This window comes from Actinomycetospora rhizophila (assembly GCF_042657905.1).
GTDB lineage: Bacteria > Actinomycetota > Actinomycetes > Mycobacteriales > Pseudonocardiaceae > Actinomycetospora > Actinomycetospora rhizophila.
The window spans coordinates 608,975-627,750 of sequence record NZ_JBHSKG010000002.1 but is presented as its reverse complement, the minus strand read 5'-3'; the positions used below and the strand labels follow the sequence as shown (position 1 = coordinate 627,750).

Genomic DNA, 18,776 nt, shown 5'->3' with positions numbered 1-18,776 from the left:
CCGGGCGCACACGACGACGGCCCCGGTGCTCGCTCGCGCGGCGAGGAACGGGGCCGTCGTGCGTGAGGTCAGGCGGAGGTGGTCTCCGCCGCGCGCCCGGTGGTCTCCCCGCGGGCGAGGCGGCGCTCGACGAGCGCCCCGAACACCAGGCCGAGCACGCCCCAGAGCAGCGCCTGGGCCGCGAACGACGCGACGCGGAAGTCGTAGAGCACGTCCGCGTCGAAGCCCGGGTAGAGGATCGCCCCGGAGGCGTCGCGCAGCGGCAGCGGCGTCTCGCTGACCCGCGGGCCGTTCTCGACGACGTTGATCGTCAGCTCGCCGAGGCCCGGCAGCAACGTCATGAGGATCGCCGAGAGCGCGACGTAGACGACGCCGCCGACGAGCACCGCGTTCCAGGTGCCGAGCCGCTCGCGCAGCGCCCGGGCGACCCACACCGCCGCGGCGAGGAACACGATCGAGCCGACGACCATGACCAGGTACAGCGCGGTCCGGTCGCCGATCGTCTCGTCGCTGCCGACCGCCGGCGGGCTGGCCGGGTACTTGACGAACGGCGTGGCGTAGATCGTCAGGAATCCCGCGCCGGCGACCAGCAGCGCCAGCACCCGCGGGCGCACCCCGACCCGGCCGTGCAGCAGCGTGTAGGCCACGGCGAACAGCAGGCCCAGGGCGACGCCGATGCCGACCATCCCGATGCCGACGCCGATCGTGGCCTGGAACCCGCGGCTGACGACCTCTTCCTCGGCGCCGCCGGCCGGGGCCGCCCCGGCCGCCGTGGCCAGGGCCTCCTCGGCCGCGCCGCGACCCTCCTCGTATCCGATCGCGGCCTCGACCTGCGGCTCGGCGAAGACGAGGGCGAACAACCAGGCGACGACCCCGGCGAGCGCGCCGGCGAGCGCGCCGCGCAGGACGAAGGAGCGGGCTTCCATCAGTGGCAGGGGAAGCCGAGGAAGTGGCGGGCGTCGTGCACCAGCTCGTGGATGTAGCTCGTGTCGCCGAGGACCGAGACCGCACCCTGGTCGATGCCGATGAAGTAGTAGAGCACCAGTCCAACGAGCAGGGCGCTGGCCAGCCAGGGCAGCGTCTCCGAGGCGGACACGGTGGTGGCTCTGGCGCGAGCGACGGCACCGGCAGTGGTCACGGGCTTCTCCTGTCCACGACGAGGACGCCCTCCCGGACGGAGTGCGGCCGGTGCGACCGTAGGTGCCCGACGATCACGCCGTCAACGCCTCAGCATGTGATGAGCTATCGGGACTGAGCTGGGGCATCATCTCCGTGCACGGGCGATCGCGGGGAGCGTTTCGCCGCTTGATGGCAACTGATGAACACATGCGCGTGCGACCTCTGCGTTGCAGACCACGCGATGCAGCCGCCCGGGTACGGCGAGAAGCCTCTAGGGTCGCGACGATGACGCCCACCCCGGTCGCCGATGTCCGTGATGCCCGCATCGCGGCCGCCGGCGCCACCCTCGTGGACGGGCTGACCCTCACCGTCGGCGCCGGGGAACGGTGGGGGATCGTCGGCCCGTCCGGCGCCGGGAAGTCGCTGACCGCCGCCGCCGTCGCCGCCCTGCTGCCGCCCGGGACGACGGCCGCCGGCAGCATCCGGGTCGACGGGACCGAGCTCGTCGGGGCGTCCGCGAGTGCCTGCGCGGCGGTCCGCGGACGGGGCGTCGCGCTCGTCGCGCAGGACTCCGCGGTCGCCCTCCATCCCCTGCTGACGGTCGGGCGCCAGCTCGCCGGTCCGCTGCGCCGCCACCAGGGTCTCGACCGCGCCGCCGCCCGCGCCCGCGTGCCCGCGCTGCTCGCCGAGGTCGACCTGCCCGCCGAGGTGGCCCGCGCCCGCCCGGCGCAGCTCTCGGGCGGGCAGCGTCAGCGGGTCGCGCTCGCCGGGGCGCTGGCCTGCCGGCCGCGGCTGCTCGTCGCCGACGAACCGACCGCCGCGCTCGACCCGCCCGTGGCCCGCGCCCTGCTCGACCGGCTGGACCGCTCGCTGACGGCGACGGGCACCGCGCTGCTGCTGGTCACCCACGACCTCGGGGTCCTCGCGGCCGTCTGCGAGCAGGTCGTGGTGCTCGCCGGCGGGCGCGTCGTGGAGTCCGGCCCGGTGCGCACGGTGCTCGCGGCCCCGGCGCACGAGGTGACGCGCGCGCTCGTCGACGCCGCCGCGCTCTCGGTGCCCGAGGTGACGGCGTGACCGACACGTTCGCGCTGGCCGGGGTCGCCCGCCGCTACACCGTGCCCGGCGACCGACCCTGGCGCCGCGTGCCGCGCGTCGCCCTCGACGGCGTCGACCTCACGGTCCCGGCCGGGCGTGACCTCGCGATCGTCGGCGCCTCGGGGTCGGGCAAGTCGACGCTGCTGCGGCTGCTGCTCGCCCTCGAGGCACCCGACGCCGGCGCGGTGCGGTTCCGTGGCGACGTCGTGACCCCGCGGGACCCGGGCGCGCTGCGCCGCGCCGTCGGCGTCGTCGCCCAGGACCCGGGCAGCTCGCTCGACCCGCGCCTGCCCGTCGGCGCGAGCATCCGCGAACCCCTCGAGTGCCTCGCCGTCCCCGGCGACCACGGCGCCCGCGTCGCCGAGCTGCTCGACGGCGTCGGCCTCGACCCGGCCGTCGCCGGCCGCCGCCCCGCCGGCTTCTCCGGGGGTGAGCGCCAGCGGATCGCGCTGGCCCGGGCGCTCGCGGCCCGGCCCGCGGTGCTCGTGGGTGACGAGCCCTTCAGCGCCGTGGACCCGACGACCCGGCGGCGCCTCGTGACGCTCGTCGGCGACCTGGCGCGCGCGTCGGGGACCCAGTTGCTGCTCGTCACCCACGACCTCGGGATCGCCCAGCACCTCTGCGCCGACGTCGCCGTCCTCGACGCGGGCCGGGTCGTCGAGACCGGCCCGGTGGACGCGGTGTTCGCCGACCCCGCCGCCGGCGCCACCCGCGCCCTGCTCGACGCGGTGCTCCGGGTGGGCGGGTCACGAGGAGGAGCGGTCGCGTGAGGGACCTGCTGCGCCGCTGGTCGGTGCTCGGGCGCCTGGGCGAGCTGCCCGCCCCGATGCGCCTGATCGTGCTGGGCCAGCTCGCCTTCAACACCGGCTTCTACCTGGTCCTGCCGTTCTTCGCGCTGCACCTCACGCGCGACCTCGGGTTCGGCGGGGCACTGGTCGGGCTGCTGCTGGGCCTGCGCACGTTCAGCCAGCAGGGGCTGTTCTTCTTGGGCGGGGCGCTGGCCGACCGCTTCGGCACCCGGCCGGTCGCGCTCACCGGGTTCGTCGTCCGCATCGCGGGGTTCCTGCTGCTCGCGCTGGCCACGGGCCCGGTGCTGCTCGTCGCGGGGACGGTCGCGACCGGGTTCGCCGCGGCGCTGTTCTCCCCCGCCGTCGAGGCCGAGCTGGCCCGGCGGGCCGGGGAGCTGGAGAGGTCCGCGGGTCCGACCCGGTCCGAGGCGTTCGCGATGTTCGGCGTCGCCGGGGAGGTCGGCATCGTCATCGGGCCGGTGCTGGGCTCGCTGCTGCTGACCGTCGACTTCGCGGTGACGACGGTGGCCGCCGCCGGCGTGTTCGTCGTGGTCCTGATCGCGTTCGTCCGCGGGATGCCGCGCGGGCCCGCGGCGCACGCGGGCGAGCCGATCCTCGCGGGCTGGGGCGAGGTGCTGCGCAACCGGGCCTTCCTCGCGTTCACCGCCGCGTACTCGTCGTGGCTCCTGAGCTACAACCAGCTCTACCTCGCGCTGCCCGTCGAGCTCGACCGCGTCGGGCTCGCCGGCCTCCTGGGCGGGCTGTTCGTCGTGTCGGCGGTGATGGTGGTGCTCGGGCAGCTCCCGCTCGCCGAGCTCGTGCGCCGCCGGCTCGGGACGCGCGCGCTGCCGATCGGGTTCGCCGTGCTCGCGCTGGCGTTCCTCGCCACGGCCGCGCTCGTCGCCGCCGACGCCCCCGGCCCGCTGCCCGCCGTCGTCTTCGTGGTCACGCTGACGCTCGGGCAGATGACGGTGGTGCCGGTCGCGCAGGACGCCGTCGGGCGCCTGGCCGGCGAGCGTCGCCTGGGCGCGTACTTCGGCGTCCTCGCCTCCGCCGGCGGCCTCGCCGTGCTCGGCGGCAGCGCCCTGCTCGGCGCCCTGCTCGACGCGGGCGGCCCGCCCGCCCTGCCCTGGGCCGCCACCGCCGCCCTCCCCCTGGCCAGCGCGGTCGTCATGGGCGTCCTCGTGCGCCGCGTGCCCGCGCTGGACACGTCCCTCGAGAGGAACCGCTCATGAGTCGCCGGCTGGCCGTCGTGATCGCCGTGCTCGGGCTCGCCCTCGCCGGGTGCTTCAGCGGCTCCGGGGGCGGTGGGGGCGAGGGCCGGCTGCGGGTCGGGCTGTCGTTCCCGCCCACGTCGGGCCTGTCGCCCTACGGCAACGAGGCCACCCTCGCGACGCGCCTCGGCGTCACCGAGCCGTTGGTGGTGCTGGACGGCGGCGCCCCGACGCCGGCGCTCGCCACGGCCTGGGCCCAGGCCGACCCGAGCACGTGGCGGTTCGCCCTGCGCCCGGGCGTGACCTTCCACGACGGCTCGCCGCTGACCCCTGACGCCGTCGCCGGGAGCCTGAACCGGGCCGCCGCGGCCACCCCGGTGCCGCGGGCGCTGGCCTCGCTGGCCGAGGCGGGGCCTGCCCTGAGCGCGCGGGCCGACGGCGACGGCGTCGTGGTCACCACGCCCGTGCCCGACCCGGTGCTCCCCCAGCGGCTGGCCTCCCCCGAGCTGGTGGTCCTCGCGCCGGCCGCCTACGCCGACCCGGCGCGCCCCAGCCCGGTGCGCGCCGGGACCGGGCCGTTCGTGCTCGAGCGCGTGGACGGGTCGACCGGCGCGACGCTGGCCGCGAACCCGTCGTCGTGGCGGGGTCCCGTCGCCGCGCCCGGCATCGACGCCCGCTTCCTCGCCGACGGCACCGCCCGCGCCAACGCCCTGCGCGCGGGGGAGCTCGACGTCGCCGAGGCGATCCCGGTCTCGCAGGTCCCGACGATCGCGCCGCCGCAGCAGGTGGTCGGCGTGCCGCTGCCGCGCAGCGTCGCGGTGTACCTCGACCAGCGCTCGCCGGTGCTCGCCGACCCGGGCGTCCGGGCCGCGGTGCGCGCCGCGCTCGCCCCGCTCGACGTCGCCGGCACCATCTACGAGGGCCGCGCGGACGCCGCCGCGGGGCTGTTCGGGCCCGCGACGCCCTGGGCGGCCGCGCGCCCGCCGCACCCGGAGAGCGCTCCCGGTCCCGTCGCCGGCCAGCGCCTCCGGCTCGCGACCTACTCCGACCGCGCCGAGCTCCCCGAGATCGCCGCTGCCGACGCCGACGCCCTGCGCCGCGCCGGGTTCACCGTCGACGTCACCGTGCTCGAGAGCTCGGCGTTCGAGGCGCAGCTGGGGACCGGCGCGTTCGACGCGGTGATCATCAGCCGCTCGCAGCAGCTCGACACCGGCGACCCCGTCGGCTACCTGGCCAGCGACTTCTCCTGCGCCGGCAGCTACAACCAGGCCCGGTACTGCGACCCCGCCACCGACGCGGTCCTCGCCGCCGCGGGGCAGAGCAGCGACGTCGAGACCCGCCGGCGCGCCGCCCTGGAGGTGGAGGCCCGGGTGCTGGCCGCCGACGCGGTCGTCCCGCACGTCACCGAGCGCGCCCGGGTGGGCGTCGGGGGCGGCGTCACCGGCGTGGCCCAGGACCCGAACGAGCAGTTCCTCATCACCCACGAGACCCGCCGCGGATGACACGCGCGCGTGTCAGCGTGGCGGCCACGCTGACGTTGAGCGTCAGGAAAGCCACCCGCTCGCTGGGGCGGCGCGCGTGACCACCGCCCGCCGCCTGTTGCCGCTGGTCACCGGCGCAGTCGCGGTCCTCGTACTGACCGTCACTGTCGCCGCGCTGCCCTGGCTCTGGGACGAGGACCCGGCCGCGAGCGTGCTGCGCGTGCGCTACCCCGAGCGCGGTATCGAGCCGGCGGCGCTCGACGCCCTGCGCGCCGAGCTGGACCTGCCCGCGGACCCCGTCACCGGCGCGCTCGGCTGGCTCGGCGGCGTGCTGACCGGCGACCTCGGCACCTCGTGGGTGTCCCGCGCGCCGGTCGGCCCGTCGGTGGCGGTCGCGCTCGGGGTGTCGCTGACGCTGGCGCTCGCCGCGGTCCTCGTGGCGGCGCTCGCCGCGGTCGCCCTGCTCGCGCCCGGCGTGTGGCGGGCGGCGCGCCGCGGGGCGTCGGACACGGGGCGCGGCGGCGCGGTCGCCGCGTCGGTGCTCGGCGCGGTGCCCGAGATCGTGCTGGGCGCGGTGCTCGTGGCCGTCGTCGCGGTCGCGTGGGGCCTGCTGCCGAGCACCGGGTTCACCGGGCCCGCCAACCTCGTGCTGCCCGCACTCGCGCTGGGCCTGCCGGCGGGCGGGTTGCTGGCGCGGATGCTGTCGTCGGCGGCGGAGGCGGCGCTGGCCGAGGGCTGGGTGCGGACCTGGCGCTCCTGGGGCACGCCGCCGGGCACGCTCGCGCTCGGTGTGGCCCGGCGCGCCGTCGCCACGGCGACCCCGCAGATCGCGCTGCTCGTCGTCGGGCTGCTCGGCAGCGCGGTGGCCGTCGAGCAGCTCTTCGGCATCCCGGGCGTCGGTTCGACGGCCCTGGACGCGGTCCTCGCCCAGGACCTGCCCGTCGCGCAGGCGGCGGTGATGCTGCTGGTGGTGCTCGGGCTCGTGCTCGGTGCGGTCGGGGTGCTGGCGCACCGCGCGCTGCTCGGGCCGGCGCGGGCGGGCGGGGAGCTGCCGGTGGGGGTGCCGCTGCCGAGCGGGCGGGCGGGCGCGTGGGCCCCCTGGGCGGCGGCGTCGGTGCTCGCCCTCGTCGTCGTGACGGGCCTGCCCCGCGACGCCGGGACGACCGACCGCCGCCTGGCCCCGCCGTCGGGGTCGGCGCCGATGGGCACCGACGCGGTGGGCCGGGACCTGTGGGCGCGGATCGCGCACGGGGCGCTGCTGACGGTCGGGACCGCGGTGGCCGTGACGGCGGTGTGCCTGGTGATCGGCCTGCTGGTCGGAGTGGGCGGACGCGCGGCGCGAGCCGGAGCGGCGGACGTGGTCAACGCGGTACCCCCGGTGGTCGTCGGGCTGGTCGTCGCCGCGATCGCCGGGCCCGGGCTGCTCGGGGCGGCGATCGCGGTGGTCGCCGTCGGGTGGGTGCCGCTGGCGGTGCACGCGCGGACCCTGGCGACCGAGGCGCGCGCGTCGGGCTACGTCCGTGCGGCCGTCCTGGCCGGGGCGACGCCGTGGCGGATCGCGCGCCGGCACGTCCTACCCGCCGTCGTCGGCCCAGTGACGCGCCACGGGCTCGCGCGGGTGCCGCACGCCGCGCTCGGGATCGCCGCGCTGAGCTTCCTGGGGCTCGGCGCGGCGCCGGACTCGCCGGAGTGGGGCGCGATGCTCGCCGACTCGCTCGACTACGTCGAACGCGCGCCCTGGACGATCCTCGCGCCCACCGTGGGGCTGGCGCTGCTCGCCGTCGTCGTGGCGCTGGTGCGCGAGACACGGACCAGCAGCTAGGAAGTCAGCGTGCGACTGCACCTGCTCGCCCACGCCGCGACCGCCGCCTCGCGCGCCGCGCGCTTCCCCGTCGACGAGTCGCTCGACGCCGGGGGGCGCCGGGCCGCGGCGGAGGTCGAGCTGCCCGTGCCCGAGCACCTGTGGTGCGCACCCACCGCGCGGTGCCGGGAGACGGCCGCGCTGGTCCTGCCCGCACCGTCGATCGACGGCGACGCGCCCGCCGGCCCGGACCCGGGCGCCTGGGCCGGGCGCTCGCCCGCCGACCTCGCCGCCGAGGACCCGGCCGCCCTGCAGGCCTGGCTCACCGATCCGGCCGCCGCCCCGCCGGACGGGGAGTCGCTCGCGACGCTGGTGAGCCGCGTCGGGGCCTGGATGGACGGGCTGGCCGGCGACGACCGGGCCCTCGGGCTCGCCGTCGTGGACCCGCCGGTGATCCGCGCCGCGATCGCCCACGCGCTGGGCGCCGGTCCGGCGGGCGTCTGGCGCGTCGACGTCGCGCCGCTGACCCTGACCGTCCTCACGGGGCGCTCCGGGCGCTGGAACCTGCGGTCGCTCGGCCCGTGATCAGGCGAGCTGGTCGCGCACCGACTCGATGTCGATCAACGACCGCACGTCCGCGATCCGGCCGTCGGCGAACCGGTAGAACACGTGCTCGGCGAACGCGACGCGCCGCCCGTCGGCCTCGAGGCCCCGCCATCGGCCCCGCGGCGTGCAGTCGAACCACAGCCGGGCGGCCACCTCGTCCCCGGCCACCACGAGCCGGTCGACGACGAACGCGAGGTCGGGGATCGCGGCCACGTCGGCGGCGATCAGCTCGGCGAACCGCGTCCGCGTCATCGGCGCACCGTTGTAGGTGATCGTGTCGTGGACGTAGGCGTCGAGGTCGTCGAACCGCCGCTCGTCCAGGCACGCCAGGTACGCGCGGTAGACGGTCTCCATCAGCGGCGCCGCACCAGGTACGTGTCCATGAGCCAGCCCTTGCGCTCCCGGTGCTCGGCGCGGGCGGCGAGGATCTCGGCCCGGACGTCGCCCACCCGCCCGGCGATCAGCACCTCGTCGGGCGTGCCGACGTAGGCGCCCCAGTAGACGGTGGCGTCGTCGGGCAGGTGGTCGAGGCCGTGGTCCCGGGCGCTGTCGAGCATGACGACGAGGTCGGCCTCCCCGGAGTCGACGCTGTCGTCGAGCACGCGCCGCGCCGGCGTGATCGTCGCGGCGCGGGCGGTGCGGGTGAGCGTCGTGCGGTGGGCCGCGGCCAGCACCGTCGGCGCACCGAGCCCGGGCACGACCCGCCAGTCGAGGTCGACGCGACCGCGCGCGTCGAGGCGGTGCAGCATCTCGACGGTGCCGTCGTAGATCGCCGGGTCGCCCCACACGAGCAGGGCGCACGAGCCGCCGTCGGGCACCTCGTCGAGCAGCGTCTGCTCGTACAGCGCGGCGCGCTCGTCACGCCAGCGCTCGGTGGCGCCCTCGTAGTCGGGCGACGTGCGGTCGCGCACGGCGTCGTCACGCTCGACGACCCGGGCCTGCGGGGCGAAGCGCTCGACGATCCGCGCCCGGATCGCGGTGAGCTCGTCGGCGGGACCGGGCTTGTGCAGCAGCACCACCACGTCCACCCCGCCGAGCGCCTCGACCGCGTCGAGGGTCAGCTGCCCCGGGTCGCCCAGTCCGATCCCCACCACCTGCACGGTCCGCACGGGGAGGCACGTTCTCACGGAGCGGTCGCCGGTGGCTGTGTGACGTCGACCGTCACCGGCACGGTGACGATCTGCCAGTCCCGCTGGACCTGCACCCAGAGCTGGTGGCGGCCCGCGCGTGGGAAGGTGTGCTCGAAGGAGATCCGCGGCCCGTACGTGCCGGCCGGGCCGGGCGCGCCCATGTCGTGGACGTGGCCGAACGCCGACGCCGGGTCCATCGGGTCCGGCGTCCCGCCCAGCCCGGGGCCGAGCACCAGGAGGTGGCCGGCCATGCCCAGCCAGCCCTGCAGGTCGGTCACCTGGCGGCCGCCCTGCCCGAACGTCGCGGTCACCGACGTCGGACGCCCCGCGACGGCCTCCGGCACGGCGACGTCGACCTGCATCCCGGCGACCTCGCGCAGGCCCGGCCCGGGGGCGGGTGCGGCGGCCACGGTGGCGGGGCCCGCGACCTCGAACGCCGTGCGCGCCACCTGGTGCCCGCCGTCGCCGGCGCGCTCCATCTCGGCGAAGACGCCGTACCGGCCGGCGACCCCGGGCGTCAGGCGCACGACGTAGTGCCCGGGGGCGGTGCGGACGGGGTGCACGTGCGCGAGCTGCTGGTCGGGCCCGATCACCGCGAGGTGGATCGGGGCGTCGTCGTGGATCGCGAGGTCGTCGACGACCGCGCCGGTGGACGAGTCGCTGAGGTCGAGCTCGAGGTCGACCGGGGCGCCCGCGCTCGCCGGGGTCGGCGTGCTCGCGGTGACGACGACGCTGCCGCCGGTCATCGGCACCGCCGCCGGCGTGCTCGGCGCCGCCTCGCCGTGTCCCGCGTGGGCACCCGCGGGCGGGGCGCTGACCGGGGCGGGCGCCGGCGCCGCCTCCGGGGTCGTGGACGCCGACGACGGTGCCGTCGCCACCGCCGTGCCGGCGATCGTCAGCCCGACGAGCGCGACCGCCCCCAGCCCGAGCGCCAGCCGGGGCCGCTGCCGGACGCTCGGGGCGAGGGCGGCGACCAGCGCGATCACCCCGAGCACCGCGCCGACCCGGACCGCCCACACCCAACCCGGGGTGGACGCCGGCGCGGCGACGGTGACCGGGACGCGGGCGACGGTGGCGCCGTCGGAGACGGTGACCTCCCAGGCGCCCGGCCCGTCCGCGGTCAGGGCGACCTCGTGCGGCTGCCCCACCGGCGCGACGGGCACGGCGACGGGGTCCGTCGGGACGTCGCCGGGTCGCACCGCCGCGACCCGGACCTCGCCGGGCGGGGCGTCGCCGCGCGGGAGCACGACGACCGGCATCCGGCCCCCGCCCTCCGGCGGCGCGGTGATCGTCAGGGCCAGCTCGCGGGCGCCGAGGTCGAGCTCGAGGCGCTGGACCCCGGTGGGCGTCGACTCGTGCGCGAACGCGGCCGGGGCGACGAGCGCGGCGAGGACGCCCAGCAGGACGAGCAGCACACCCACCCGGCCACGACCGATCACGGGCACACCGTAGAGCCGCGACACCTCATCGGGCAGTGAGGTGAAGAGCGCATGATCGCTCCGGGTGCTCCCGCCGGTCGACGACATCGCCCCGGAGGAGCACCCGGGGCGATCTCGGCGACGGGCGAGTCCCTCTGCTCCGTAACGCTCAGCGCGTTCCGCCGATCCCTCTCAGGACGAGACGCCGGTGAAGGGGACAGGGTGACGACCACGGAGACGGAGACCTCGCCGCCGGCGTCCGGGGAACGGGACGAGGCGGCGCCCTCGATGAGCCCGCGGAGGCGACTCGCGATCTCCGCCTTCATCGTGCTGACCCTGGTCGCCATGCTCGCCGGCACCGCGCCGAAGTCGGCCCTGAGGGACGGTCTCGTCGACCTGGCCGGGCCGTTCATGCTGGCGACCGGCCTCGAGCAGGGATGGAGCGTGTTCGCCCCCAGCCCGCCCCGCACGACCAACCACGTCACCGCGCGCGTCGACCGTGCCGACGGCACCGTCGGGGTCTACCCGCTGGACGGCGGCGACGGGATCACCGAGTACTGGGACTACCGCTGGCGCAAGTACGGCGAGCAGCTGTGGAAGAAGAAGACGGCCGAGCGCGAGCGCGTGGCCTTCGCGGGCTGGATCGCCGACGAGGACCGCGCCGACGGCCACCAGCCGGTGCGCGTCACCCTGGTGCGCGCCGCCTACGTCAACCCACCGCCCGGCGGGGCGGCCGCCGACCAGGGCACGTGGCGCGAGATCCCGTTCTTCACGACCCCGGTGGGCCGGCGGTGACCGCGCGGTGGACCCGTCTGCGGGACGGCTGGGACCGGTTCTGGTTCGCGCCGCAGTCGACGGCACCGGTCGAGGTGCTCCGCATCGTCTTCGGGGTCGTCGCGACGATCTGGATGTTCTCGCTCGTCCCCGTGCTCGGCCCGTTCTTCGGGGCCGGCGGGGCCATCCCGCCGCGGGAGCTGCCCTTCGGCGGCTGGACGCTGCTCACTCTGGTCCAGGGCACGCCGATGATCTGGGCGCTGTGGCTGGCGGGCCTGCTCGGCGCGGTCGCGCTCACGGTCGGTTGCCGGACGCGCGTGGCCGCCCTGCTCGTCTTCGTCGTGATGATGTCGGTGACGCGTACGGCGCCCCTCGCGTTCAACGCGGGCGACGCCCTGATGCGGCTCGTCGCGCTCTACCTGGTCCTCATGCCCGCCGGGTCGGCGGTGTCGGTGGACCGCTGGCGCGCGGACCGGGAGGGGATGTGGACCTTCCCCCGGCACGCGCCGTGGGCCCTGCGCCTGGCCCAGATCCAGCTCAGCGTCATCTACATCTCGACGGTGTGGGAGAAGGCCGCGGGCCGGCTCTGGCGTGACGGCACCGCCGTGTCCTACGCCGTGCGCATCGGCGAGCTCACCCGCGTGCCGGTGCCGCAGTTCGTCACGGACTCGCCGGTGCTCGCCGAGCTGGCGACCTACGGCACGCTCGCCGGCGAGCTCGCGGTCGGCATCCTCGTCTGGAACCGCGCCGCCCGCCCCTGGGTGCTCGCCATCGGTGTGCTCCTGCACCTGTCGATCGAGCTGACCCTCGCCGTGGGCTTCTTCAGCATGACGATCGTGACCCTGTACCTCGCCTTCCTCCCGCCCGAGCGCGCCGAACAGGTCCTGCGATGGGTGCGCGACCGGCTCCCCCGACGGCGGGCACGCCCCGGCCCCGACGAACCCGCACCGTCGGTGCCCGAGGCCCGGGAGCCGGTCGACGCAGAGCCCGAGTCGGTCGCGGCGCCGGCATCGGAGCCCCAGCGGGGCGAGGGCCGACCGACCGAGGGCGAGCCCGGTCAGGAGACGAAGGAGCTGTCCGACGCCTGAGCTAACGCTTTCGTCACGACGCGACTTCTGAGTAACACCGAACGGGTGACAGGCGACACGTGATCGTCGACGGGGCGACGGTCAGCGCACGGATCAGGCCGGCACGGGCCGGGGACGGGAAGAGGGCATGGACAGTCAGGACAAGAGGCGTCGGCTCCTGGTGCTCGGGGCCGGGGTGGCGCTCATCGGATCCCTGGGCGTCGGATCGGCGTCGGCGACCGACTACACCGGCGGCAACACCTGCGTCGCGGTGTCGACGTACCACCACCCGCACCACGGTGACGGCCACGGTGACGGCAGCACCGACAGCTCGACCGACAGCTCCACGGACAGCTCCACCGACAACCCGCTCGACCCGATCACCGACCCGCTGACGGATGCCGCCGACCCCCTCACGGACGCGGCCGACCCGCTGACCGATGCCGCCGACCCGCTCACTGATGCGGCCGATCCCCTGACGGATGCGGCTGACCCGCTGACGGATGCCGCCGACCCCCTCACGGACGCGGCCGACCCCCTCACCGATGCGACGGCCCCGATCACCGGGGGCGAGACGGGTGGAGCCGGCGGCGCGGGCGGCACGTCCTCCCTCCCGAGCGGCGGCTCCTCCCTCCCGAGCGGTAGCTCGTCGGCGCCGTCGAGCGGCGGTCTCTCGTCCATCCCCTCCGGCGGTCTCCCGCTCACGCAGAACCTCCGGGCCGAGCCGACCACCGACTCGGGCTCCGGCGGCGACGCGAGCACCGACGCCGACCTCGACGAGAGCGGCGCCACCCTCACCACGACCGACGAGGGCGACAACTACGACTCCGGCTACCGCGGCGGCCACGGCTACCGCAGCGGCCACTACAGCAGCACCGTCTGCTACTTCAACAGCTCGGTGAACCACTACTGGTACGACTACCGCCCGGTCGGCGAGGTGTACGCGACGCAGGTCAAGCGCGTCCCGTCCGGCGGCGTGGACACGGGCAACTGACGATGCCCGCGACCGACAAGGACACGGACCAGAAGTCCGGCTTCTCGACCACGAACATCTCGATCGGGCTTATCGTGGTCCTGATCCTGCTCGCCCTGGTCGTCGGGGCGAACTCGTCCGGGCCGGTGGGGTTCGGCTCGCCCGCGCCGCTGGCCTCCTCGGCCCCGACGCGGGTGACCGTCCCGTCGATCTCCGCGGAGTCGTCGCTCGTCGCCACCGGGCTCCAGGAGAACGGCAGCCTCGAGGTCCCGCCGGTGTCCCAGCCCATGCAGGCGTCGTGGTTCGACCAGAGCCCGACGCCGGGCGAGGTCGGTCCGAGCATCATCCTCGGGCACGTCAACGGCGGCGGTCAGCCGGGGATCTTCGCGAACCTCGACGACGTCGTCTCCGGCGCGCAGGTGTTCGTCGACCGTGCCGACGGGCAGCGTGCCGTGTTCGAGGTGTCGCGGGTCGAGACGATCCCGAAGGACTCCTTCCCCACCGACGCGGTCTACAACGACACGGCCAACCCGCAGCTCCGGCTCATCACCTGCGGCGGGGACTACGACCGGGGCGCCCGGTCGTACCGCTCCAACGTGATCGTCTACGCCGACTTCGTCGAGGTCCAGAAGGTCTGACGGCCGCCGAACCGACCGACGCCGCGGGACCCGGCCCCTCCGCCGGGTCCCGCGGCGCACCCATCACGATCCCCGCCATGTCCGGCGACACCGACCTCGCCCGCCTGCTGGCCGGCATGCGGCCCGACCTGCATCCCGAGCGCTACGTCTTCGTCCTCGATCCCCCGGACGGCCTGGTCCCGCTCGCGACGGTCCGGGAGGCCGAGGGGCTCTCCGCGATCGTGACGGCCGCCGACGCCGAGGCCCACGGGCTCGCCGGCGAGTTCCCGTGCGCCGGCATCACCCTGCGCGTGCACTCGGCGCTCGAGGCCGTCGGGTTCCTGGCCGCGATCGCCCGCGCGCTCACCGACGCCGGGATCAGCACCAACGCCGTCGCGGGCTTCCACCACGACCACCTGTTCGTCCCCTGGGAGCGCCGCCAGGACGCGATGGCCGTGCTCCGGGGCCTCGCCGGGTCCTGAGCGCCCCGGCGCCCGAGATCAGGAGCGTGCCGTCCACCGGCGGCAGCCGGCGAGCGTGGACGAGGTACTCCTGATCACCGGCAGGGTCCGGGACGGCCGCGCCGGCCAGTGATCACGAGCGCACCGTGCCCCGTCCCCGGCCCGGTGACGTCCACCCGGTACCCCTGATCTCGGCGGCACGGTCGCGCGCCTCACACCGCGGCGCGAGCCCGTGAAAAGCCGGGCCGGGCGGCGTCAACGACGCGTCAACGCGGCCTCCCGCGCCCCGCCCCGCGCGCACGCTCGGTGATCGGCGCGCCGCCACCGAGGGCGGCGCCTCGGTCGAAGGGAACCCGGTGCTCGACCTCCTCTTCGCGGGCGTGGTGATCGCGGTCTTCGCGGTCCTGCTGCTCGCCGTCCGCGGGCTGGACCGGCTGTGATCGCGAACGTGGTGGGGGCCGTGATCGCCCTCGGCCTGCTCGTCCACCTCGTGGTCGCGCTCCTGCGCCCGGAGCGGTTCTGATGGCCGGCCTCCTCCAGGTCATGGTCCTGCTCGTCCTGCTCGCGGCAGCCTGGCGCCCGCTCGGGGACTGGATGGCGCGCGTCTACACCGACCAGCGCGACTGGGGCGTCGAGCGCGTCCTCTACCGCGCGGTGCGGGTCGACCCCCGCTCCGAGCAGCGGGCGAGCACCTACGCCGTCGCGGTCCTCGCGTTCTCGTTCGCCGGCATCGTCCTGCTCTACCTGCTGCAGCGCCTCCAGACCCTGCTGCCGTGGTCGTTCGACCGGGGCCCGGTGGAGCCGGCGGTCGCGTTCAACACCGCGATCTCGTTCGTCACCAACACGAACTGGCAGTCCTACGTCCCCGAGACGACCCTGGGCCACGCGGTCCAGATGGCGGGCCTGACCGTGCAGAACTTCGTCTCGGCCGCGGTCGGCATGGCGGTCGCGGTGGCCCTGGTCCGCGGGTTCGTCCGCAGCCGCACCGATCGGCTGGGCAACGCGTGGGTCGACATCGTCCGCGGGTGCACGCGCGTCCTGCTGCCGATCGCCGCCGTCGCCGCGGTCGCGCTCGTCGCGACGGGCGTCGTCATGAGCCTGCGATCGGGGATCGACGTCGTCGGCCCGGACGGCCGGGTGTCGACGGCCGCCATCGCGCCGGCGGCCTCCCAGGAGTCGATCAAGGAGCTCGGCACCAACGGCGGCGGCGTCCTCAACGCCAACTCCGCGCACCCGTTCGAGAACCCGACCCCGCTGTCGAACCTCCTCGAGATCTTCCTGATGCTGCTGATCCCGGTGGCGCTGACCAGGACGTTCGGTCGTCTCGTGGGCTCGACGCGCCAGGGCGTCTCGCTGCTCGCGGTCATGGGCGGGCTGTGGGCCGTGATGCTCGCGGTGATCTGGACGGCGGAGGCGCGCACTGCCTCGTTCGCGGGCGCGAACCTCGAGGGCAAGGAGGTCCGGTTCGGCGTCCCCGGCTCGGCGCTCTTCGCGAACACCACCACCGGCACGTCCACCGGCGCGGTGAACTCGCTGCACGACAGCTACTCCGCGTTCGGCGGCGGCGGGACGTTGCTGAACATGCTGTTCTCGGAGATGACGCCGGGCGGCGTCGGGACGGGGCTCTACGGGATCCTCGTCGTCGCGATCATCGCGGTGTTCCTCGCCGGGCTGATGGTGGGGCGCACGCCGGAGTACCTCGGCAAACGCCTCGGGCGCCGCGAGGTGACGTGCGCGGTGGCCGTCACCCTGACGATGCCCGCGCTCGTGCTGCTGGGCACCGGGCTGGCCGTCGCGCTGCCCTCGACCGCCGACGCGATGGCCAACGCGGGTCCGCACGGGCTCTCCGAGGTCCTCTACGCGTTCGCCTCGGCGGCCAACAACAACGGGTCGGCGTTCGGCGGCCTCACCGTCACCAGCGGGTTCTTCCAGACCGCGCTGGGCGTCGCGATGCTGCTCGGCCGCTTCCTGCCGATCGTCGCGGTGCTCGCCCTGGCCGGGCTGCTCGCCCGCCGGCCGCGGACCGAGCCCGGCCCCGGGACGCTCTCGACCGGCACTCCCCTGTTCTCCGTGCTCGTCGCCGGCACCGTCGTACTGGTCGCGGCGATCACGTTCCTGCCCGCCCTGGCCCTGAGCCCCCTCGCGGAGGGACTGGCATGACCGCCGTCCTCGACCGTCCGTCCACCACCGGCCGGCCCGTCGGGGCCGGCGCGTTCCGGCCCGCCCAGCTGGTGGAGTCGCTGCCGACGGCGCTGCGCAAGCTCGGCCCGCGCCACCAGGTGCAGAACCCCGTCATGTTCGTGGTGTGGGTCGGGTCGGTCGTCGTCACCGTGGCCGCGATCGTCGACCCGAGCGTGTTCGCGTGGCTGATCGCGGTGTGGCTGTGGTTCACCGTCGTCTTCGCGAACCTCGCCGAGGCCGTCGCGGAGGGCCGCGGGCGGGCCCAGGCCGCCGCGCTGCGGGCCACGCGCACGGACACCGTCGCCCACCGGCCGGACGGGTCGACGGTCGCCGCCACCGCCCTGCGCGTCGACGACCTCGTCGTCGTCGAGGCCGGGCTGACGATCCCCGGCGACGGCGAGGTCGTCGAGGGGATCGCCACCGTCGACGAATCGGCGATCACCGGCGAGTCCGCGCCCGTGGTGCGCGAGTCCGGCGGCGACTCCTCCTCGGTCACCGGCGGCACCACGGTGCTCTCCGACCGCATCGTCGTGCGGATCACCGCGCAGCCGGGCGAGTCGTTCGTCGACCGGATGATCGCGCTGGTCGAGGGCGCGCAGCGGCAGAAGACGCCGAACGAGATCGCGCTGACCATCCTGCTCTCGGCGCTGACGATCGTGTTCCTGCTGGCCGTGGTCTCGCTGCAGCCGATGGCGACGTACTCGGGCGGCGCGCAGTCGCTGGTGGTGCTCGTCGCCCTGCTGGTGTGTCTCATCCCGACCACGATCGGCGCGCTGCTCTCCGCGATCGGCATCGCCGGCATGGACCGGCTCGTGCAGCGCAACGTGCTCGCCACCTCGGGGCGGGCGGTGGAGGCGGCCGGCGACGTGTCGACGCTGCTGCTCGACAAGACCGGCACGATCACCTACGGCAACCGGCGAGCGACCGCGCTGCACCCCCTGGCCGGGGTGGAGGTCGCCGAGCTGGCGGCGGCGGCCCGGCTCGCGAGCCTCGCCGACACGACGCCGGAGGGGCGCTCGATCGTCGCGCTGTGCGCCGCCGACCACGGGCTGGCCGCGGAGGCGACCGCGGACGAGGCGGCCGCCGAGTTCGTGCCGTTCAGCGCGACCACGCGGATGTCCGGGGTGAACGTCGGTGGTCGCGAGCTGCGCAAGGGCGCGACGGCGGCGGTCCTCGCCTGGCTCGGGGACGACACCGACCGCGCCGAGCTCGAGGCCATCGCGACCGGCATCGCCGAGCGGGGTGGCACGCCGCTGATGGTCGCCCATGTGAGTGATTCGGGTCGTCATGACGACCCGAATCACTCACGTGCCGTCGGCATCGTCGAGCTCTCGGACGTGGTGAAGCCGGGGATCGCGGAGCGGTTCGCGGAGCTGCGGACCATGGGCATCCGCACCGTCATGGTCACCGGCGACAACCCGGTGACCGCGCGCGCCATCGCCGCCGAGTCCGGCGTCGACGACGTCCTCGCCGAGGCGACCCCCGAGGACAAGCTCGCCCTCATCCGCCGCGAGCAGTCCGGCGGGCGCATGGTCGCCATGACCGGCGACGGCACCAACGACGCGCCCGCCCTCGCGAAGGCCGACGTCGGCGTCGCCATGAACTCGGGCACCGCCGCGGCCAAGGAGGCCGGCAACATGGTCGACCTCGACTCCGACCCCACCAAGCTCATCGGGGTGGTCGAGGTCGGCAAGCAGATGCTGATCACCCGCGGCGCGCTGACCACGTTCTCGCTGGCCAACGACCTCGCGAAGTACTTCGCGATCCTGCCCGCGATGTTCCTGGCGGTCTTCCCGCAGCTCGCCGCGCTCAACATCACGGGGCTGGCGACCCCGCGGTCGGCCATCCTCTCGGCGGTCGTCTTCAACGCCCTGGTCATCGTCGCGCTGATCCCGCTCGCCCTGCGCGGCGTGCGCTTCCGCCCGAGCAGCCCCGACCGGCTGCTGCGCCGCAACCTGCTCGTCTACGGGCTCGGCGGCATCGTCGTCCCGTTCGTGGGCATCTTCCTCATCGACCTCGTCGTCCGGCTCGTCCCGGGGATCGGCTGAACC

Annotated in this window: 19 protein-coding genes; 14 read left to right on the top strand and 5 right to left on the bottom strand. The window is 75.6% G+C overall.

The genetic code is table 11. The annotated features are described in order from the left end of the window. Positions 1-68 precede the first annotated feature (68 nt). The gene (locus ACFPK1_RS06840) at positions 69-926 is read right to left on the bottom strand and encodes a CbtA family protein (protein WP_378020138.1); all 858 of its coding nucleotides are present in this window, start codon (positions 924-926) and stop codon (positions 69-71) included. Then, positions 926-1,138: a CbtB domain-containing protein gene (locus ACFPK1_RS06835; protein ID WP_378020137.1), complete on the bottom strand. Its 213-nt coding sequence runs from the start codon at positions 1,136-1,138 to the stop codon at positions 926-928. Before ACFPK1_RS06835 ends, ACFPK1_RS06840 begins: the two co-directional genes overlap by 1 nt. Before the next feature lie 266 nt (positions 1,139-1,404). On the opposite strand from ACFPK1_RS06835, the gene ACFPK1_RS06830 reads away from it, so the two are divergent. From ACFPK1_RS06830 to ACFPK1_RS06805, 6 genes are all read left to right on the top strand, one after another. Beyond that, positions 1,405-2,193 carry an ATP-binding cassette domain-containing protein gene (locus tag ACFPK1_RS06830; protein WP_378020136.1) on the top strand — a complete coding sequence of 263 codons (789 nt, stop codon included), beginning with the start codon at positions 1,405-1,407 and terminating at the stop codon, positions 2,191-2,193. Next, positions 2,190-2,984 carry an ABC transporter ATP-binding protein gene (locus tag ACFPK1_RS06825; protein ID WP_378020135.1) on the top strand — a complete coding sequence of 265 codons (795 nt, stop codon included), beginning with the start codon at positions 2,190-2,192 and terminating at the stop codon, positions 2,982-2,984. The genes ACFPK1_RS06830 and ACFPK1_RS06825 overlap by 4 nt, the downstream gene beginning before the upstream one ends. Then, positions 2,981-4,237, top strand: coding sequence for an MFS transporter (locus ACFPK1_RS06820; protein ID WP_378020134.1), 1,257 nt, complete (start codon positions 2,981-2,983; stop codon positions 4,235-4,237). Before ACFPK1_RS06825 ends, ACFPK1_RS06820 begins: the two co-directional genes overlap by 4 nt. Continuing rightward, complete coding sequence (locus tag ACFPK1_RS06815; protein ID WP_378020133.1) at positions 4,234-5,718, top strand: ABC transporter substrate-binding protein; 1,485 nt, start codon at positions 4,234-4,236, stop codon at positions 5,716-5,718. Before ACFPK1_RS06820 ends, ACFPK1_RS06815 begins: the two co-directional genes overlap by 4 nt. A gap of 76 nt (positions 5,719-5,794) precedes the next feature. Further along, the gene (locus ACFPK1_RS06810) at positions 5,795-7,519 is read left to right on the top strand and encodes an ABC transporter permease subunit (RefSeq protein WP_378020132.1); all 1,725 of its coding nucleotides are present in this window, start codon (positions 5,795-5,797) and stop codon (positions 7,517-7,519) included. A gap of 9 nt (positions 7,520-7,528) precedes the next feature. Next, on the top strand, positions 7,529-8,083 hold the full coding sequence (locus ACFPK1_RS06805; protein ID WP_378020131.1) for a histidine phosphatase family protein: 555 nt from the start codon (positions 7,529-7,531) through the stop codon (positions 8,081-8,083). Here ACFPK1_RS06805 and ACFPK1_RS06800 read toward each other — a convergent pair whose 3' ends face one another. The 3 genes from ACFPK1_RS06800 to ACFPK1_RS06790 are packed head-to-tail and all read right to left on the bottom strand — an operon-like array spanning position 8,084 to position 10,673. Further along, positions 8,084-8,458 carry an ester cyclase gene (locus ACFPK1_RS06800; protein ID WP_378020130.1) on the bottom strand — a complete coding sequence of 125 codons (375 nt, stop codon included), beginning with the start codon at positions 8,456-8,458 and terminating at the stop codon, positions 8,084-8,086. Continuing rightward, the gene (gene cobF / locus ACFPK1_RS06795; RefSeq protein WP_378020282.1) at positions 8,458-9,198 is read right to left on the bottom strand and encodes a precorrin-6A synthase (deacetylating); all 741 of its coding nucleotides are present in this window, start codon (positions 9,196-9,198) and stop codon (positions 8,458-8,460) included. The genes ACFPK1_RS06800 and cobF overlap by 1 nt, the downstream gene beginning before the upstream one ends. Before the next feature lie 29 nt (positions 9,199-9,227). Next, positions 9,228-10,673 (bottom strand): hypothetical protein, encoded by a 1,446-nt coding sequence (locus tag ACFPK1_RS06790; RefSeq protein WP_378020129.1) that lies wholly within the window; start codon positions 10,671-10,673, stop codon positions 9,228-9,230. 201 nt (positions 10,674-10,874) lie between these two features. On the opposite strand from ACFPK1_RS06790, the gene ACFPK1_RS06785 reads away from it, so the two are divergent. The 8 genes from ACFPK1_RS06785 to kdpB all read left to right on the top strand — a co-directional run bounded on the left by ACFPK1_RS06785 (position 10,875) and on the right by kdpB (position 18,773). Continuing rightward, positions 10,875-11,447, top strand: coding sequence for a hypothetical protein (locus ACFPK1_RS06785; protein ID WP_378020128.1), 573 nt, complete (start codon positions 10,875-10,877; stop codon positions 11,445-11,447). Continuing rightward, positions 11,444-12,514, top strand: a complete 1,071-nt coding sequence (locus ACFPK1_RS06780; RefSeq protein ID WP_378020127.1) for an HTTM domain-containing protein — start codon at positions 11,444-11,446, stop codon at positions 12,512-12,514. The genes ACFPK1_RS06785 and ACFPK1_RS06780 overlap by 4 nt, the downstream gene beginning before the upstream one ends. A 127-nt stretch (positions 12,515-12,641) precedes the next feature. After that, positions 12,642-13,487: a hypothetical protein gene (locus ACFPK1_RS06775; protein WP_378020126.1), complete on the top strand. Its 846-nt coding sequence runs from the start codon at positions 12,642-12,644 to the stop codon at positions 13,485-13,487. A gap of 2 nt (positions 13,488-13,489) precedes the next feature. Next, positions 13,490-14,104 (top strand): class F sortase, encoded by a 615-nt coding sequence (locus ACFPK1_RS06770; RefSeq protein WP_378020125.1) that lies wholly within the window; start codon positions 13,490-13,492, stop codon positions 14,102-14,104. A 77-nt stretch (positions 14,105-14,181) separates the two neighbouring features. Further along, complete coding sequence (locus tag ACFPK1_RS06765; protein ID WP_378020124.1) at positions 14,182-14,565, top strand: ACT domain-containing protein; 384 nt, start codon at positions 14,182-14,184, stop codon at positions 14,563-14,565. A gap of 415 nt (positions 14,566-14,980) precedes the next feature. Further along, positions 14,981-15,067, top strand: coding sequence for a K(+)-transporting ATPase subunit F (gene kdpF / locus ACFPK1_RS06760; protein ID WP_378020281.1), 87 nt, complete (start codon positions 14,981-14,983; stop codon positions 15,065-15,067). Continuing rightward, complete coding sequence (kdpA, locus tag ACFPK1_RS06755) at positions 15,067-16,704, top strand: potassium-transporting ATPase subunit KdpA (RefSeq protein ID WP_378020123.1); 1,638 nt, start codon at positions 15,067-15,069, stop codon at positions 16,702-16,704. The genes kdpF and kdpA overlap by 1 nt, the downstream gene beginning before the upstream one ends. Beyond that, a complete protein-coding gene (gene kdpB, locus ACFPK1_RS06750) occupies positions 16,701-18,773 on the top strand; it encodes a potassium-transporting ATPase subunit KdpB (protein WP_378020122.1) in 2,073 nt (690 codons plus the stop codon). The genes kdpA and kdpB overlap by 4 nt, the downstream gene beginning before the upstream one ends. Positions 18,774-18,776: the final 3 nt, after the last annotated feature.

What these genes read in the sequence shown, in the direction of transcription:
- ACFPK1_RS06840 (WP_378020138.1), bottom strand. Translation starts at nt 926, where the DNA reads ATGGAAGCCCGCTCCTTCGTCCTGCGCGGCGCGCTCGCCGGCGCGCTC.
- ACFPK1_RS06830 (WP_378020136.1), top strand. Translation starts at nt 1,405, where the DNA reads ATGACGCCCACCCCGGTCGCCGATGTCCGTGATGCCCGCATCGCGGCC.
- ACFPK1_RS06815 (WP_378020133.1), top strand. Translation starts at nt 4,234, where the DNA reads ATGAGTCGCCGGCTGGCCGTCGTGATCGCCGTGCTCGGGCTCGCCCTC.
- ACFPK1_RS06800 (WP_378020130.1), bottom strand. Translation starts at nt 8,458, where the DNA reads ATGGAGACCGTCTACCGCGCGTACCTGGCGTGCCTGGACGAGCGGCGG.
- ACFPK1_RS06775 (WP_378020126.1), top strand. Translation starts at nt 12,642, where the DNA reads ATGGACAGTCAGGACAAGAGGCGTCGGCTCCTGGTGCTCGGGGCCGGG.
- ACFPK1_RS06770 (WP_378020125.1), top strand. Translation starts at nt 13,490, where the DNA reads ATGCCCGCGACCGACAAGGACACGGACCAGAAGTCCGGCTTCTCGACC.
- ACFPK1_RS06765 (WP_378020124.1), top strand. Translation starts at nt 14,182, where the DNA reads ATGTCCGGCGACACCGACCTCGCCCGCCTGCTGGCCGGCATGCGGCCC.
- kdpA (WP_378020123.1), top strand. Translation starts at nt 15,067, where the DNA reads ATGGCCGGCCTCCTCCAGGTCATGGTCCTGCTCGTCCTGCTCGCGGCA.
- kdpB (WP_378020122.1), top strand. Translation starts at nt 16,701, where the DNA reads ATGACCGCCGTCCTCGACCGTCCGTCCACCACCGGCCGGCCCGTCGGG.